The following is a 15,739-nucleotide window of genomic DNA, read 5'->3' as shown; positions in this document are numbered from 1 at the left end:
ATTTTTTTCTTATTTGCTCTATTCCTCTTCTTTTCTTCCGAGAACCTTATTTATCAACTCTTTAAACGTATTAAAATCAACATTATAGGTAATACCTGTTCCGTAAACATACCCAATTCTGTCCACCAAGTACTCTTGCCATTCATTTTCTCGTACAAACACCTTAGCTGTCAAATTTCCTTGGGGGTTCAGTTGGAATATTACTTCTCCATTTCCTGCTACGGCAGTGCGTTTCACCCCTCCAACAGGAATACCTACTTTTCCGTTAAAGAGAACTCTATCAGTAATTTGTGTAGAAATCGTAAATCCTAATCGGTCGTCATTGGTTATGTCAGAAGAACTATCAACCATTCCTGCTTCGTAAGAAACACCTAAATTTAGCTTATTGTCCTCATCCGACAGCAACTGATTGAAAAGCCCCGCTGCTGTTTCAAATAAGTTATAGGCTACCAAACGATTATCCGTATTCCGCTCACTCATAAAGGAACCTTGAGCTAAAAGTGAAAAGGCTTGTAGTTGTTTTCTGTCCTTATCTTCCAAACGATAATTAAGTTCCGATACCAAACCTTGCCCACTATCAGGGAAAGCAATGTCAAAAACGGGTTCTGGTTGCATCAACTCTCCTTCGAGACTGATAATGACCTGAGTAGCTATCTTTCGATTGTATTGCGAAGATTCCAACAACACTCCTGGATTGGCATTCAAAGTATAGGCAGCTTTCAAATTTCGCAACACGGCTTTTAGCGGATCACCACTCCATGAAATTGAACCTCCAGGAAGCACGGTAAATCGTTTATCAATCAGATTTTCAAATTTAAAATTGTAATATCCTGAATAGGTAATAAAGTCACCCCACATGTTGAACTTACCATTAGTATTGATTTCAATAAGTAAGGTTCCGGCACCTGTTCCCACTAAGTTACTTCCCGTTTTTTTATCTAAAATAATTTCAACCTCAGTTGATGGTAACACGTCCATTTCAAAACGTAGTTCAAGCCCTTTAACTGACTCCAAAACACGTTCTTTTTTCACCTTCGGATTTTCTTTTTCAATAAAAGTAATGAAAGAATCGTCCCCTACACTTTCCATATCACTCAATGGAATTTTAAACTGTGTCCCCTCTTGGGTAACCGCTTTGACCGAAATCACTAACTCATCTAACGCTCCACGAATGGATGCATTTCCGTTAATGAATCCTGTTCCGTAGAAAAGAGCATCATCGGTGTAGCCTGTGTTTAAAACTAAGAATTTATCACCTAATGTTTTGATGTTCAAATCAAAAAACCAGTCCGACAACTTATTATGACGTATGCTACCATTGAGTAACGCTTGGGTTTTATGTGCTGTATCGGTAAGTGTCCAATCATCAATTTCGAAAGTTTGATTTCTAATAAAAATTTTTGCTTTATCGTTGATATCAGCATTCAAATTCAGATATGTAATTCCAACTCCTCCCTTCTCAATAGCAAGTTCTCCGTTCATCGTAGGATTTTCAATACTTCCTTCAATTTTTATATCTCCCACCAAACTTCCTCGTAGATCATAGAAAATACCCTCCAAAAACGGATTGAAAGGAGCTAAATTGAACTGTCTAAAATGGGCATCAACATCTACAAAAGTACCTTTGTTAGAATCAAGCTTAATATCTCCATTCATTTGGAAACCTTGTGTTTTTCCATTTACAAAATGAGCATTGAGTTTGAAAGCAGAAAGATCCGCATTTCCGAAAATACTAGCTTCTAAATCTCCATAGTCATAACCGTTCAAACGAAAATTTCGGATAAACACATCCGATGATGGATAATACAGTTTTCCTTTTTGCACCAGCGACAAGTGACCGTTGAGAGTTCCTTGCAGATTTAATCCTTTAAGTTCGGGCAACACCTTATCAAGCGATACATTGTTTGCCACTGTGTGTAGTTGTTTATATTCATCAGTTAACACACCACTAAGATTAACATGCTGGTTACGGTGAGCGATTCTAAAATTATGAATCTTAATGGTATCCGCTTTACGGTCGATAGTCACCTTGTTTGTTCCTTCAGCATTTTCGCGATTGATAAACCATTGATTGCCTCTGAAATTGATTTCTGACTTTTTAAATCCGATACTCGATTCCTGTTTCTCATTTAAGGTATAGAAGAAATTTAACTGATAATTGTCTTTTTCTGACTCACCTCCGTTAAATTCGGAACGGAAGAACAAAGTATCATTGACCACACGGCTAATGAGGTTAAAATCCTTTATGTCATAAATTCCTAAATCTAATTTTCCAACTTCAAAAAAGGCATTATAGAGCGTATTTTGGTTATCTACCGTAAGTTTCAATCCATCTGCTTGATAATCAAAGGCATTAATTTCAGGCGATTTCAGTTGCATTTTAAAACTTCCATCATCTGGAACAATTTTTCCTTTGAGAGTGGTATTTCTTCCAATTTTCAACTCTGGCACAAAAACTTCTACGATTTTATTGTAAATACTAAAGTTGAAGTCTATATACTGATTTTCATCAATTTTATATGGATTGTAGTGCATGTAAACGCTTCCCAAAGCATTTTGGATGATTTTTTTCATCTCCGCCATTTTGTACTTTCCACGAATACTTCCGCTAATAATATCAGTTGAATTTATTTTGATTTCTTTCTCTCCTGTATCATAAATGGTAGAAGTAATATCAAAATCATTGAAAGTAAAAATATTATGCGAATTTTCATATACTGCATTTTCAAAGCTAACCTTCCCTACAATGTCATCAACCTCAATTCCTTGTATGTCTATATGCACCCTTCCTTTTAGTTTTGAAATCGTATCACTTTCGGATACCTTGAGCTGGTACAAATCCGCCTTTTGAATGTCTGCTTTGAAATCAAAGGTAGGTTTTATAGATGAGAAATCAGCTAATCCTCCAAATTTCATATTCAAATTAGGGTCATTAGCTACTAGCAAACCATTGAACAATTGCTTGGTTAACTTTCCTTCAATATTAATTTTTTTATAGTCATATCCATTAAACCGTAAAGAATTTATCTTTCCATACGCATTCATTTCCATGGTTTTAAAGTCAGTTCCTTTACCTTGAACTACCAAATCAGCCGACAAATCCCCTAAAATACGTTGCTTTATTAAAGCCCCTATGTTAAATGCTTGTGTTGAAATTCGCCCTTCATATGCTAAATTTTCCGTTTGCTCCAAGTTGCTTAATTTTCCTTCAAAAGTTGCATTTCCTCGTTGCGAAGTCATCCTTAGGTTAGCATCCAGATGCGAAGTGCCATATACAAAATCTCCCGTAAGTGAAAACATTCCTAAATTCTGCAATTCCACAGGTATATTTTGTCCTAATTCCACAGGCATCAGAGTTGCCAAATCATTATAAATAGATTCGAAATTCACTCCCCTGCCTTGAATAATGATTTTTTTATCTTCTCGTAATAGGTTTTCAAAGGATAAATTTCCTCCAATGAGCGTATTCTGGTACGTAATATTTCCTTGATCTATTACAAATTTATTCAAAGTTCCTTTAAAATGTAAATCATTAACTATTAATGATTTACCTGCTCCAAATCCATCGTAAAAAGTATTCAAATCACGAGTAGAAATGGTCGCTTTAGGAAGTTCTACATCTAACACCACTTTATCAGCAAAATCACCAAAGCCTCCTTCATGAGGATATATTTTCAATGTACCTTCAACTGTTGTTTTTTCGGTTTTGAGAATCATATCTTTAGCCTGTACCAAAGTATCGGTGTAGAAAAAAGAAGTTTGTAGATCGCTAACTTTCAATGATTTATCAAATATAAAACTTCCTTGTTCCATATCAAAGAACACATTAGCTCCTAACAACTGGAAATCCTTAAGTTTCATATTGAGATTTTCAGCTTGGAACAGTATTGGATTTTCTTGATTTTCATCGGAAATATAGCAATGGCTCCCATTCAACCGTATGGTTTTTGCCTTCATTACAAAATCGCCTGAACTGGGTTCTCCTGAATCAAATTTTGATACAAATACCTCTAAATTTGACAAAGTATCTCCCTTGTGGGTTTTCATATGAAAAACCAAATCATCTGCTTCAATATCACCAAAGTACAAATCACCTTTAATCCATTGTCTAACATTTAAAATCGACGTTTGTAGCTGTTTGGTTGCAATAAGTGTATCAGCACGAAAATCTTTAATCAAGACCCCCTTAACAGCTACATCTCCATTGTATTTCAGATGAATTTTCTCGATTTGTATGTCTACATCAAAATCTTGGTTAAGCCCGTTAACAACCTTTTGGGCTATGAACGTTTGAGTTACTGGCAATGCCAACAAAAGTAATAGAACCCCAAAAAATAAAAGGGTTATCCACATTACTCGGAACGCTATTTTACGAAATCTTTTGATAACTTGAAGTTTTTAATTACAAATGTTGCAAATATACGTAAATGGTTCGCTTTGAACAAATTTTTTTTGAAGGTGTTACATTAACTACATTCAACCCTCAAGTGTAACATCATAAAAACATCTCCTCAGATAACAGTTATCATGAGGAGATGGAAATCAAAGTCTAACAATAAAGACTTGTCTATGAAAGAAAAATCAATTATAACAACGATTTACATCGGAATGAACCGTTAGTTACTTTTTTGGTTACACTACCGTCATCACTTTTTGCGTTAAATTCGAATGTACCTTCAACTATCTTTGCTTTTTCATCGAATTTTTTGATGGTTATTGTTCCATCTGCCAAACTAGTAAATCTGTCATTTCCAAAAGTTACGCCTCCCAAGGCTAATTCTTCTCCCCCAAATTTAAATACACCTTCTTTGGCAGGAGCTGTAAGTGTAAAAACAAATTCGTTACCTTTCACTCCATTTACGCTAATTTTTCCCGCAGAAACTGTATAGGAACAAAAAGTTGCTCCTGTAACTTCATGTTTTTTACCGTCAACTTCTGCTTTTACGTAATAATCAGAACTTCCAGACTCGCCCGTGTTGTCAGAATCATCTTTTTTACATCCCACAACAGCTATGACTACTGCCAGTAGGAAAAAACTAAATTTTAAATAATTTTTCATATGCTTCATTTTTTTATTACATTGTGTTTTAAATCTTTTTAGCATAATTTCTTAAGAAACATCTCCTTAAGGTATTATTATTTAATGATAAAAAACCGAAAAGAGATGTTAGTCTAACTATAAGAACTTGTTGAGAAATTTACTAAAAAGCATATCTAAGACCTACATGAACTCCAAGAGAAGACCCTGTTCTAATGGTGTATTTCACTGTGCTGAAAAGATCCAAGTTTGAGGATAAAGCGTAAGACATACCTGCTCCAACATTCACTCCGAAATTCCCTCCACTAAACTCGTATTTAACTCCTAAGATTTCCGAACTTGATTTAAAATAATTGTATCCAACCCCTGCTAAACCAAAAAACTTAAAAGTATCTTTGTCGTAGAAGTAGTAATGACCATTGGCATTGAACTCTAACCCAAGGGAATTTACTCCCTCAACTTTATCTAACATAAGATACCCTACATCAGGAGCTACCGTGAGTTTGTCCATAATCCCAATCTCAGCATTCACACCGATTATGGGATTTTTTCCCTCTACATCAAACCCTCCGTGGATACCAATTTTAGTTTGTGCTTGAGCAACCATTCCAAACCCTAAAACAAGGGCTACAATTAAAGCAACTTTTTTCATTTTCTTCTTTTTTTTAATTAAACAACTTATTTATAACATTTTTAAAATTCAAGTATTTGACTTATTGTTTTTTAGCTTAAAACTACGGTTTTAACTTTGACACATCTTGTTGTTTACAACGAAATGAACCGTTAGTAACTTTCTTTGTAATATCTCCGTTCGTTCCAACAAACTGAAAAGTTCCTTCAATCACTTTTGCGTCCTTGTCGTATTTTGTGATAATTAAACTTCCATCGGTTGAATCCGTATATCCTCCATAAACTCCATCAATATAAACAGTTCCGAAAGATACTATGTTATCAGAAAATTTATATGTACCCACTTCCATCGAAGGAATCATGAAAGCATATTTGTCACCTCCTGTTATCGTAACTCCGAAGCCTGTATCAATAAAAAAACAATATTCACCTGAAGCTTCGTGTTCCACACCTCCTACTTGTGCTTTTACATAGAATTCAGAAGTGTTTGAATCATCCTTTTTACAGCTTACAACTATTAAAATTGCTGTTAACAAAATAAAGCTAAATTTTAATTTATTTTTCATATATAATTCATTATTAATTTTATACTTAATCCAAAACTTACTACAATTACCTAAACGTTAGTTTTATTACTTCGTTTTAGTTAATTTTATCTTTATTTTCACACTACAAAGGAATAATTTTTCTTTTAAAACAGCAAATATTGCATAAAAATAGAAATGTTAAAATTTACGCGAACGGTCAAAATTCAAACGTGAACGGTATTTTTTTTGCACGAACGGTCAAAAATATCACCTGAACTGTTTAAAAAAATAACAAAACTTTAACATGTGTATTTGCTAAATTCTACTTGTGTAAACATGTGATTCCGTAATAACTCAATCAAAATTTAAGTGCTATTGAAATTCAATTTTCAAAAAAAACTCTTGTTTATCCATTCTTAATCTGATAGCTAAGGATAAGTAACAATTTCTTTTGTGTTTTTTCAGAAATTCAAATTTTATATTTTTTTTAAGTGATTATCTCCGAAAAAACAGTATATTTGCCGTTTCATAGTAATAGAAATTATTAAAAATAAATGACACAGAATAAAGAGATTACATCTAATCAACTAATTAGTAATATTATCGAAGGTATTGAAAAAGTAAAAGGAACGGACATTACTATTATGGATTTACGCGAAATAGAGAACTCTGTTTGCGATTATTTCGTTTTATGTAACGGTTCCTCAAACACCCAAGTGAGTGCTATTTCGGGAGCAGTACAACGAGTTGTAAGTCAAGCTGAGGGACATGTAAAACCATGGCATGTGGAAGGAGAGATGAATGCAGAATGGATATTGATTGACTATGTAGATGTTGTGGTACATATCTTCCAAAAAAGAATCCGTGAGCATTACGATATTGAAGGATTGTGGGGAGATGCTAAATTTTTAAATATAGAAACTAACTATTAATATGGCAGAGAACAAAACAAACAAACCTAAATTTTCAGCCTATTGGGTATACGCCTTACTTATAGTGATTTTATTAGGATTCAATTTCTATTCGGGAGGTAGTTTTTGGATGCAACCCAAAGAAATTCCACAGGCGAAATTTGAAGACTTTTTGCGTAACGGAGATGTTTTAAAGATAACCATCGTCAATCGTAAAGAAGCTAATGTTTATTTGACCGATGAAGCATTGAAAAAAGAAGAACATAAGGATGTACGTCCGAGAGGAAATATGCTATCACAAACAACGAGTGCAAAGAATGAAAGTCCGCAATATCGTTTTGAATTGGGTGATTTGAGCAATTTTGAAAACCGTTTTGACCAGATTGTTCAAGAAAACAATTTAACAACCACTCGTGAAAATAAAACACAACAGAACGTTTTTTCTGATTTTTTAGTTACACTATTACCATTTATTCTTATCGTAGGGTTGTGGATTTTTTTTATGCGACGAATGGCCGGAGGCGGTGGAGGTGGACAATTGTTCAGTATCGGAAAATCAAAGGCTCGTCTTTTTGATGAAAAAAGAGAAGTTCGCGTAACATTCCAAGATGTAGCAGGTTTGGAAGGTGCTAAAGAAGAGGTTCAAGAAATAGTTGATTTCCTTAAAAATCCAGATAAATACACCTCTTTGGGAGGAAAAATTCCAAAGGGTGCTTTATTGGTAGGGCCTCCGGGTACGGGAAAGACCCTTTTAGCAAAAGCCGTAGCGGGTGAAGCCCAAGTGCCGTTCTTTTCACTTTCAGGGTCTGATTTCGTTGAGATGTTTGTAGGAGTGGGAGCCTCACGAGTACGTGACCTGTTCAAACAAGCCAAAGAAAAATCACCTGCAATTATTTTTATTGACGAAATTGACGCTATTGGACGTGCCAGAGGGAAAAACAATTTTACAGGAGCAAATGATGAAAGAGAAAACACTCTAAATCAATTACTAACGGAGATGGATGGCTTTGGAACGCATACCAATGTAATCGTGTTAGCAGCAACGAACCGAGCTGATATCTTAGATAAAGCATTGATGCGAGCAGGGCGTTTTGACCGACAAATCTATGTTGATTTACCAAATTTAAACGAGCGAAAGCAGATTTTTGAAGTGCATCTACGTCCAATTAAGAAGGCTGAAACCTTAGAGATAGACTTTTTAGCTAAGCAAACCCCAGGATTTTCAGGTGCCGACATTGCAAATGTATGCAACGAAGCAGCTTTGATTGCGGCTCGTAAAGGTAAAACAGCTGTGGGAAAACAAGATTTCTTAGATGCTGTTGATAGAATTGTTGGTGGTCTAGAGAAAAAAAGTAAAATGATTACCGATGAAGAACGTAGAACCATCGCTTTCCACGAGGCAGGACATGCTACGGTTAGTTGGTTGTTGAAATATGCTGCTCCTTTAGTTAAAGTAACTATCGTTCCCCGAGGGCAGTCGTTAGGAGCCGCTTGGTATTTACCTGAAGAGCGACAAATTATCAGAACCGAACAGATTTTAGACGAAATGTGTGCAGCTTTGGGAGGACGTGCCGCCGAAAAGATAATTTTCGACAAAATTTCAACAGGAGCGCTGAGTGATTTGGAAAAGGTAACCAAACAAGCTCGAGCTATGGTAACCATCTATGGATTGAACGATAAGGTAGGAAATCTGACCTATTATGATTCATCAGGGCAATCGGAATACGGTTTTACCAAACCATACAGCGAAAAAACGGCTCATGTAATTGATGAAGAGATTTCAAAAATTATTGAAAATCAATATGAAAGAGCTATTCAAATTCTTTCAGAAAATAAAGATAAGCTAACTAGTTTGGCCAACTTATTACTCGAAAGAGAAGTCATTTTCAAGGAAGATTTGGAAGATATTTTCGGAAAAAGAGCCTATGAAAAGGAAGAGGAATTAACTGAAAAAACAGAGACGAAGGTAGATGACTCAAATCTTTTGACAACATAAATTATTTAATTCGTAAAAAAATGATAAAAACTTGATTGTTATTTTGAAAACAATCAAGTTTTTTTTGTAACTTTACCCCATTCTATGTATAAAGAATAAAGAAAGATTTTTATTAACTCTATCATACAGAAATTAAGTGTCGTGTTTTTTAATAAATAACGACGGTAGAGTTTTGGGTAATAATAATAAACATCTGAAATACAATAAGTTTAGATGAATTTTTTAAAGAAAATATTTGGTAAACGCAGTAGTGAACCGAATTTGGGTGAGGAAAAGATTGTAGCTACTAATGTACTGTCGGGAGATAACCTACCTGCAGATGAGCAATTTGCAATCAACTTTACCCAAAATGGGGGTAAATTCATTTATTGCACTTCAGAATTAGAAATACAGCATTTTTTCAGAAATATTTTAATGGAAATAGGTGTATATGTGAAAATCAGTACGCCAAACGAGTCACTCGTAGATTTTTTTGAAGAGCATCAATCACTTTTCACAGATGATGTTGAAACAGCGAATGTCTATCTGACAACCTGTGAATATTTAATCACATCGATGGGAGGTATAATGCTCTCTTCCAATCAGTTGAGACAGCGAAGAACAAGTGAACTTCCTGAAATATTTATCGTCTTGGCTAAAACCAGCCAAATGGTGAAAAGCATTGATGAGGGAATGCGTGGTATCAATTTGAAATATCCGAAACAAAAACCAACAGGGTTGGTCACTTTGCGTAGTTTTGACGAAAACAGAACAGCAAATGATGTAATGAATTATGGAGGAAGCTATAAGAAAACCTACCTCATCTTGTTAGAAGATTTACCAATTTAAAAGGAACTCATTGTGAACGAACTATTTAAAAGAACTGCTACAGGAATTATCTACATACTCTTTTTGTTATCGGCAATCATGTTAGATGAGGGGGCTTTTGACTTCTTGTTTTTGTCTTTTGGATTAGTATGTATGTACGAATTTAAAAAACTTATTCGACTTCAAGGATTGCACGTCTATCTGATATTCTTATTTTTTTGGTGGCTATTCATTCATTTGCAGGTAAGTGTTTTCTCAATTTATATACTGTTGCTATTTACTATTATAGCCAATGTGTACTTGACTATTATGCTCTTCTATGGAAAAACTCCTCTATGCTACGCTCCTTACTCTCATAAGTTGATTATTAGTATGTTGTATATTGGTGCAGGATGTGTTTTTATTCCATTAATATACAAGCACGAGTGCATAAAATCATATTCCGTCGGTGAGGCTCAATTGACAATGATTGGTATTTTGTGTATCATTTGGGCAAGTGACAGTTTTGCTTATTTAACGGGGAAAAACTTTGGGAAACATAAGTTGTTTGAAAAGATATCTCCCAAAAAAACAGTTGAAGGATTCGTAGGAGGACTCATCGGAGCTATCCTAACCGCCTATGTAATTTCAATTTACAGTAATAAAGAGATTTGGAGTTGGATTGTGCTGGCTATTGTGTTAGTTACTACTGGAACTGTTGGTGATTTGGTTGAATCAAGTTTCAAACGGGTTGCTAAAGTGAAAGACAGCGGTCGAATTCTTCCAGGACACGGCGGACTTTTAGACCGTTTGGATAGTCTTATTTTTGCCTCTCCATTTGCTTTCTTTGTATTGCAAATTCTATATTATTTCTCTTAAAAATCATATTCTTGCTAAAAAATTAAATGATAATACATTTTTATAAATTTCAAGGTACAGGCAATGACTTTGTGATGATTGATAATCGTAATTCAGATTTTCCCAAGGAAAATACTTCATTAGTTGCCTCATTGTGTCATCGGCACTTTGGTATTGGTGCAGACGGACTAATTCTGCTAGAAAATGATGAAAAATACGATTTTCGCATGATTTACTACAACTCAGATGGAAAAGAAAGTACGATGTGTGGCAACGGAGGACGATGTATTGTCGCATTTGCTAAATTATTGAAAATCATCGATAATAAAACTATTTTTATTGCTATTGATGGGGAACATTATGCCGAAATCAATAATGAAAATCAAGTGAAATTGCAGATGAAAGACGTTGATGTTATTCGAAAGGAAGACTCATATACTTTTTTAGATACAGGTTCGCCACATCACGTTCAATTAGCTGAAAATGTTAATAATATAGATGTGAAATCAGAAGGAGCGTCCATTCGCTATGGACAATTGTACAAGGATAAAGGTGGAGCTAATGTCAACTTTGTAACTCCTTTAGGAAATGAAAAATTTGCTGTACGCACCTACGAGCGGGGGGTTGAAGACGAGACTTACTCTTGTGGTACGGGTGCTACGGCTGTTGCAATTGCCATGTATCACCAAGAAAAAACAAAGGAGAGAGACATACACCTGCAAACCCTTGGGGGAGATTTAAGAGTTTCGTTTGATGTTGAAAACGGAGTATATACAAACGTATTTCTGATTGGACAGGCTACTTTTGTTTTTGAAGGTAAAGTAGAAATGTAATTAAAGTTAAGCTTCGTCAAGCGTAAAAGAGAAAAAAGTGTTTAAATTTATACATAAAAGATGAATTGTATTTCAGACGAGTTGTGTTTGTTACGGGCGTTAGAACCAGAAGATATTGACTTTTTGTATGAACTTGAAAATCAAGAAAGTTTATGGGAAGTTAGTCAAACACAATTGCCTTTTTCTCGGTATCTTCTGAAAGAATACATTCAAAATGCAACACAGGACATTTATGAAGCGAAACAGTTTCGTTACGTCATTTCTTCCTCTGATAGAGAGCCTTTTGGATGTGTTGACCTCTATGATTTTGATCCTAAGAACAAACGAGCTTGTGTTGGAATCGCCATTTTAGAAAAATACCAACGCCAAGGTAAAGGAGAATATGCTCTTGCTAAATTATTGAATTACAGTAAAGTAAATCTTCATTTACATCAATTAATTGCATATATCCCTGTGGACAACATTCCAAGCATACATCTTTTTGAAAAACTTGGTTTTGTTTCTCATGGCATAAAAAAAGATTGGATTTTTTCTAACGGAACATTTAAAGATGTGTTGATTTTTCAGCGAATTCTGTAGCTAAATCGAAATCTATACTTTACTTCATTTTTTTTTGGCGTTTTTATAAAAATCTGATTATCAGAATTCAATCGACTAGGTCTTTTGCACAATTATATCCGAAACAGAAGAGATTTGATACTTTAACTTAGCATCATATGAGCTTTTTTTAAAGCCTCGACAAAAGTATCAATTTCTTCAAAGGTATTGTAAACCGCAAAACTGGCTCTAATTGTTCCTGGAATGCAAAAGAAATCCATAATAGGCTGAGTGCAATGGTGTCCTGTGCGAACTGCAATACCCAATTTATCCAGTATGCTTCCTACATCATACGGATGTATTCCTTTGAAATTGAACGATATAACTGCAGTTCGTTTACTCAAGTCAGGATTCCCATAAAGTTGAATATCTTCAAGTTCTTTTAGTTTTTCAACAGCGTATCTTAGCAGAGCTTGTTCGTGTTTGGCTATATTTTCGATACCTAATTCATGTATGTAATCAATTGCAGCTCCAAATGCAATACCCCCACAGATGTTAGGCGTTCCAGCTTCAAATTTATAGGGCAAATCAGCGTATGTTGAACCTTCGAAACGGACTTCTTTTATCATTTCGCCTCCACCTTGATAGGGAGGGATAGTATTTAACAATTCTTCTTTTCCATAAAGTATACCCACCCCTGTTGGCCCGTACATTTTATGAGCAGAAACAGCATAAAAATCAACATCAAGTGATTGAACATCAGGCTGGATATGAGGCGCGGATTGAGCACCATCAACCAAAACCTTAGCTCCTCTTTGATGAGCCTTTTCAATGATTTCAGCAATGGGATGTATATTTCCTAAAGCATTCGAAACATGTTGTACACATACAAGTTTTGTACTGGAAGTCAATAAGTTATCAAAGGATTCCATATTCCAAATCCCCTGTTCGTTCATCGGAATAACTTTCAGTGTAGCACCGGTGCGTTCGCAAACAAACTGCCATGGCACGATATTGCTATGATGTTCTGATGCCGATACTATGATTTCATCTCCTGATTTCAAAAGAGAAGTGTATCCGTTGGCAACCAAGTTAATGGACTCTGTTGTTCCCGAAGTAAAAATGATTTCACATGATTTTTTGGCATTGAAATGTTTTCGCAACTTTTCACGAGCTTGTTCGTAGGCATCGGTAGATTCCTGGCTGAGAGTATGCACCCCGCGGTGGATATTGGCGTTAAGTTGAGTGTAGTAATTTACAATGGTATTAATTACTTGATTAGGAGTTTGCGAGGTGGCTCCATTGTCGAAATATATCAAGGGTTTGTTATTTACAAGTCGGTTCAGGATAGGAAAATCACTGCGTATTTGTTCAATTGATTTCATAATATGTTTTTTGCGATTGAGTTCAAAAATGATTGTATTAGATAACAAAAATAATTCCGCCAAAGGTATTTATTTTATTCTAAATAAACACTATCTTTGCCTCCTAAATGTTGTTATATATAAAAAAACTATTGTCAAAATCATTTTTGTCAGGCTTTGTAGGGTAATAAAATCATTAGAGTAATTTTGGTATCGAGACTACATGGTTTAAAGTGACTGCAAGTGATGAATTCCCATGGTCAGGTGAAATATTTTGATTAATTTTTCAACCACTTACACTTAAAAAAGGTAAATTATTCTTCTATTTATATTTAGTATACTTCTTTTTTATGTGTAATGAGGTAGAAATAGTAATATTTTCCAAGTCAGAAAACAATTTATGCTGTTTTTTGTTTTTTACTGGTAAATATCGAATGTTTACTGAAATTATGGAAATAGTAGCCTAATGCTTATTTAAATAAAAAAATATGATTTCTTTTTTTTCCGAAACAAAATTTAAGCTTCCGTACAAGAAAAACGATCTAAAATCGTGGGTAAAGATGATTTGTAATACTGAAAATCATAAAATTGGCGATATAAACTACATTTTTTGTAACGATGAGCAGTTACATAAAATCAATGTACAATATCTTAACCACGATACCTTAACGGATATTATTACTTTTGACTATACTGAAGATTTTCAAATTGCTGGAGATATTTATATCTCTGTGGAACGAGTGTGTGATAATGCTAATGATTTTGAGGTTTCTTTTAAGGAAGAGCTATTACGAGTCATGGCTCACGGCATATTGCATTTATGTGGCTATAAGGACAAATCCGAATCGGAAAGTCAGCAAATGAGACAAAAGGAAGAAGAAAAAATACGATTATTTACAGAAAAAGAATGAGAATACTCCATATTGACACGAATCATCCGTTAATAATAGAGCAACTTACTGCTCATGGATTTGAAAATCACGAAGATTATAAAAGTTCAAAATCCCAAATCGAAAGCAAAATCGACCAATATGATGGTGTCATCCTTCGCAGTCGGTTCGCAATTGATAAGTTGTTTTTGGATAAGGCAACTCGCTTAAAATTTATTGCCAGAGTGGGAGCAGGTCTTGAAAATATTGATTGTGAATACGCTGAGCAAAAGGGAGTTATGATAATATCCTCTCCTGAAGGAAATCGTAATGCGGTAGGCGAACACACTCTCGGAATGTTATTAGCGCTGTTAAATAAGTTTAAAAAATCCAATCGTGAAATTGAGCGAGGTGTGTGGCTACGTGAAGAAAATCGAGGGTCGGAATTAGATTATAAAACCGTAGGCATTATTGGTTACGGGAATATGGGGAAATCGTTTGCTCGAAAATTGAAAGGGTTTGATTGTCAAGTGATTTGTTATGACATAAAACCCAATGTAGGCGATGAAAACGCACGACAAGTGTCCTTGGATGAGTTTTTTGAACAATCGGATGTGGTGAGTTTACACACACCGCAAACCCCATTAACAACAAAAATGATGAATACTGATTTCATCCACAGGTTCAAAAAACCATTCTGGTTATTGAACACTGCACGAGGGAAAAGCGTTGTAACTGATGATTTGGTTGAAGCCTTAAAGTCAGGCAAAATCAAAGGAGCGGGGCTAGACGTATTAGAGTACGAGAAAACGTCCTTTGAGGATTTCTTTACTGATGAACTCCCTGCTTCGTTTAGATATTTATTAGAAGCTGACAATGTAATACTTACACCTCATATTGCAGGTTGGACTGCTGAAAGTAAGACCAAATTGGCACAGGTGATTGTGGATAAAATCATAGAGAATTTTTCAGAAAAATAATTTACTCTAGATGTTGTTTATTCAACCGTTTTATCTATTCGTGCTTTTTTGATTTTGTAAAATTTCTTTGTATAATTTAGTGGGTCTTTCTTGTGAATGTACTGGAAAAATCAAAAAAAGACAGAATATTTTCGTTTTACGGTGTTAAGGGAAGAAGAAGAGTGGATTGAAAGTGACTATACGACATTTAACGGACAAATGCAGGAAAAAAAAATCAAGGCTCGTGCTATAATCTGGGTAATATACAAAAAATACATGAATTACTACAATCACACCCGTAACTAACCAAGTATCAGTATCGTTTTTACGTTTGAAGTTTGGAAGATGTAACGATTTTGAAATCCAAGGTTCTTTTTAAACCTAAGGGAAAAGTAGAATATCAAAATAACTAATAAACTCAAATATTTTTA

Annotated in this window: 13 protein-coding genes; 8 read left to right on the top strand and 5 right to left on the bottom strand. The window is 34.7% G+C overall.

Annotated features, from left to right (window positions below):
• Positions 1–18: 18 nt before the first annotated feature.
• The 4 genes from ACF3OB_RS03175 to ACF3OB_RS03160 all read right to left on the bottom strand — a co-directional run bounded on the left by ACF3OB_RS03175 (position 19) and on the right by ACF3OB_RS03160 (position 6,234).
• The gene (locus ACF3OB_RS03175; RefSeq protein ID WP_392448300.1) at positions 19–4,353 is read right to left on the bottom strand and encodes a translocation/assembly module TamB domain-containing protein; all 4,335 of its coding nucleotides are present in this window, start codon (positions 4,351–4,353) and stop codon (positions 19–21) included.
• Between the two features lie 232 nt (positions 4,354–4,585).
• On the bottom strand, positions 4,586–5,059 hold the full coding sequence (locus tag ACF3OB_RS03170) for a DUF6252 family protein (protein ID WP_147362903.1): 474 nt from the start codon (positions 5,057–5,059) through the stop codon (positions 4,586–4,588).
• Positions 5,060–5,201: 142 nt separating this feature from the next.
• The gene (locus tag ACF3OB_RS03165) at positions 5,202–5,690 is read right to left on the bottom strand and encodes an outer membrane protein (RefSeq protein WP_042343898.1); all 489 of its coding nucleotides are present in this window, start codon (positions 5,688–5,690) and stop codon (positions 5,202–5,204) included.
• 82 nt (positions 5,691–5,772) lie between these two features.
• A complete protein-coding gene (locus ACF3OB_RS03160; protein WP_042343897.1) occupies positions 5,773–6,234 on the bottom strand; it encodes a DUF6252 family protein in 462 nt (153 codons plus the stop codon).
• 515 nt (positions 6,235–6,749) lie between these two features.
• Here ACF3OB_RS03160 and rsfS point away from each other — a divergent pair.
• The 6 genes from rsfS (at position 6,750) to ACF3OB_RS03130 (ending at position 12,158) form a co-directional block, all read left to right on the top strand.
• The gene (rsfS, locus tag ACF3OB_RS03155) at positions 6,750–7,127 is read left to right on the top strand and encodes a ribosome silencing factor (RefSeq protein WP_042343896.1); all 378 of its coding nucleotides are present in this window, start codon (positions 6,750–6,752) and stop codon (positions 7,125–7,127) included.
• A gap of 1 nt (position 7,128) precedes the next feature.
• Entirely contained in the window at positions 7,129–9,102 is a 1,974-nt protein-coding gene (gene ftsH, locus ACF3OB_RS03150; protein ID WP_172917886.1) for an ATP-dependent zinc metalloprotease FtsH, read from the top strand.
• A gap of 213 nt (positions 9,103–9,315) precedes the next feature.
• Positions 9,316–9,930: an LUD domain-containing protein gene (locus ACF3OB_RS03145; protein ID WP_042009864.1), complete on the top strand. Its 615-nt coding sequence runs from the start codon at positions 9,316–9,318 to the stop codon at positions 9,928–9,930.
• A 12-nt stretch (positions 9,931–9,942) separates the two neighbouring features.
• A complete protein-coding gene (locus ACF3OB_RS03140; RefSeq protein WP_392448298.1) occupies positions 9,943–10,767 on the top strand; it encodes a phosphatidate cytidylyltransferase in 825 nt (274 codons plus the stop codon).
• 29 nt (positions 10,768–10,796) lie between these two features.
• Positions 10,797–11,579, top strand: a complete 783-nt coding sequence (dapF, locus tag ACF3OB_RS03135) for a diaminopimelate epimerase (protein WP_172919958.1) — start codon at positions 10,797–10,799, stop codon at positions 11,577–11,579.
• 81 nt (positions 11,580–11,660) lie between these two features.
• Positions 11,661–12,158 carry a GNAT family N-acetyltransferase gene (locus ACF3OB_RS03130; protein WP_095894509.1) on the top strand — a complete coding sequence of 166 codons (498 nt, stop codon included), beginning with the start codon at positions 11,661–11,663 and terminating at the stop codon, positions 12,156–12,158.
• 122 nt (positions 12,159–12,280) lie between these two features.
• On the opposite strand, the gene ACF3OB_RS03125 is transcribed toward ACF3OB_RS03130, so the two are convergent.
• On the bottom strand, positions 12,281–13,501 hold the full coding sequence (locus ACF3OB_RS03125; RefSeq protein ID WP_392448296.1) for an aminotransferase class V-fold PLP-dependent enzyme: 1,221 nt from the start codon (positions 13,499–13,501) through the stop codon (positions 12,281–12,283).
• A 467-nt stretch (positions 13,502–13,968) separates the two neighbouring features.
• Here ACF3OB_RS03125 and ybeY point away from each other — a divergent pair, with 467 nt between their 5' ends.
• Positions 13,969–14,391: an rRNA maturation RNase YbeY gene (gene ybeY / locus ACF3OB_RS03120; RefSeq protein ID WP_042344181.1), complete on the top strand. Its 423-nt coding sequence runs from the start codon at positions 13,969–13,971 to the stop codon at positions 14,389–14,391.
• Positions 14,388–15,329, top strand: coding sequence for a 2-hydroxyacid dehydrogenase (locus ACF3OB_RS03115; protein ID WP_042344180.1), 942 nt, complete (start codon positions 14,388–14,390; stop codon positions 15,327–15,329). Before ybeY ends, ACF3OB_RS03115 begins: the two co-directional genes overlap by 4 nt.
• Positions 15,330–15,739: the final 410 nt, after the last annotated feature.

Origin of the sequence: Capnocytophaga canis (assembly GCF_043187445.1) — a bacterium.
Lineage (GTDB): Bacteria > Bacteroidota > Bacteroidia > Flavobacteriales > Flavobacteriaceae > Capnocytophaga > Capnocytophaga canis.
This window is presented reverse-complemented; position numbering and strand designations above follow the sequence as displayed.

What these genes read in the sequence shown, in the direction of transcription:
- ACF3OB_RS03175 (WP_392448300.1), bottom strand. Translation starts at nt 4,353, where the DNA reads ATGTGGATAACCCTTTTATTTTTTGGGGTTCTATTACTTTTGTTGGCA.
- ACF3OB_RS03170 (WP_147362903.1), bottom strand. Translation starts at nt 5,059, where the DNA reads ATGAAAAATTATTTAAAATTTAGTTTTTTCCTACTGGCAGTAGTCATA.
- ACF3OB_RS03165 (WP_042343898.1), bottom strand. Translation starts at nt 5,690, where the DNA reads ATGAAAAAAGTTGCTTTAATTGTAGCCCTTGTTTTAGGGTTTGGAATG.
- ACF3OB_RS03160 (WP_042343897.1), bottom strand. Translation starts at nt 6,234, where the DNA reads ATGAAAAATAAATTAAAATTTAGCTTTATTTTGTTAACAGCAATTTTA.
- rsfS (WP_042343896.1), top strand. Translation starts at nt 6,750, where the DNA reads ATGACACAGAATAAAGAGATTACATCTAATCAACTAATTAGTAATATT.
- ftsH (WP_172917886.1), top strand. Translation starts at nt 7,129, where the DNA reads ATGGCAGAGAACAAAACAAACAAACCTAAATTTTCAGCCTATTGGGTA.
- ACF3OB_RS03145 (WP_042009864.1), top strand. Translation starts at nt 9,316, where the DNA reads ATGAATTTTTTAAAGAAAATATTTGGTAAACGCAGTAGTGAACCGAAT.
- ACF3OB_RS03125 (WP_392448296.1), bottom strand. Translation starts at nt 13,501, where the DNA reads ATGAAATCAATTGAACAAATACGCAGTGATTTTCCTATCCTGAACCGA.
- ybeY (WP_042344181.1), top strand. Translation starts at nt 13,969, where the DNA reads ATGATTTCTTTTTTTTCCGAAACAAAATTTAAGCTTCCGTACAAGAAA.
- ACF3OB_RS03115 (WP_042344180.1), top strand. Translation starts at nt 14,388, where the DNA reads ATGAGAATACTCCATATTGACACGAATCATCCGTTAATAATAGAGCAA.